Annotated in this window: 1 protein-coding gene; it reads left to right on the top strand. The window is 65.3% G+C overall.

Going from position 1 to position 1,037, the window contains the following annotated elements:
- Positions 1-1,037: elongation factor Tu (gene tuf, locus N826_RS39045; RefSeq protein ID WP_044438023.1), on the top strand; the 1,037-nt coding region annotated here is incomplete at its 3' end.

The following is a 1,037-nucleotide window of genomic DNA, read 5'->3' as shown; positions in this document are numbered from 1 at the left end:
ATGGCGAAGGCTAAATTTGAGCGGAACAAGCCGCACTGCAACATCGGCACGATCGGTCACGTTGACCATGGCAAGACGTCGCTGACGGCGGCGATCACCAAGATCCTGGCCGAATCCGGCGGTGCGACGTTCACCGCGTACGACCAGATCGACAAGGCGCCGGAAGAGAAGGCCCGCGGCATCACGATCTCGACGGCGCACGTCGAGTACGAGACCGCGAACCGCCACTACGCGCACGTCGATTGCCCCGGCCACGCCGACTACGTGAAGAACATGATCACGGGCGCCGCGCAGATGGACGGCGCGATCCTGGTCGTGTCCGCCGCCGACGGCCCGATGCCCCAGACCCGCGAGCACATCCTGCTGGCCCGTCAGGTCGGCGTCCCGGCAATCGTCGTGTTCCTGAACAAGGTCGACATGGTCGACGATCCGGAGCTGCTGGAACTGGTCGAGCTGGAAGTGCGCGAGCTGCTCAGCAGCTACAACTTCCCCGGCGACGACATTCCGATCATCTCCGGCTCGGCGCTGATGGCGCTGGAAGACAAGAGCCCGGAGATCGGCCACGACGCCATCCTGAAGCTGATGGCCGCCGTCGACGAGTACATCCCGCAGCCGGAGCGTCCGGTCGACCGTCCGTTCCTGATGCCGATCGAGGACGTGTTCTCGATCTCGGGCCGTGGTACCGTGGTGACCGGCCGCGTCGAGCGCGGCATCGTCAAGGTCGGCGAGGAAATCGAGATCGTCGGCCTGAAGAACACCGTCAAGACCACCGTGACGGGCGTCGAGATGTTCCGCAAGCTGCTCGACCAGGGGCAGGCCGGCGACAACATCGGAGCGCTGCTGCGCGGCACCAAGCGCGAGGACGTCGAGCGCGGCCAGGTTCTGGCCAAGCCCGGCTCGATCACGCCGCACACCACCTTCAAGGCCGAGGCCTACATCCTGACCAAGGAAGAGGGTGGCCGTCACACGCCGTTCTTCACCAACTACCGTCCGCAGTTCTACTTCCGGACCACGGACGTGACCGGCATGGTGGCGCT

This window comes from Skermanella aerolata KACC 11604 (assembly GCF_000936425.1).
Taxonomy (GTDB): domain Bacteria; phylum Pseudomonadota; class Alphaproteobacteria; order Azospirillales; family Azospirillaceae; genus Skermanella; species Skermanella aerolata.
This window is presented reverse-complemented; position numbering and strand designations above follow the sequence as displayed.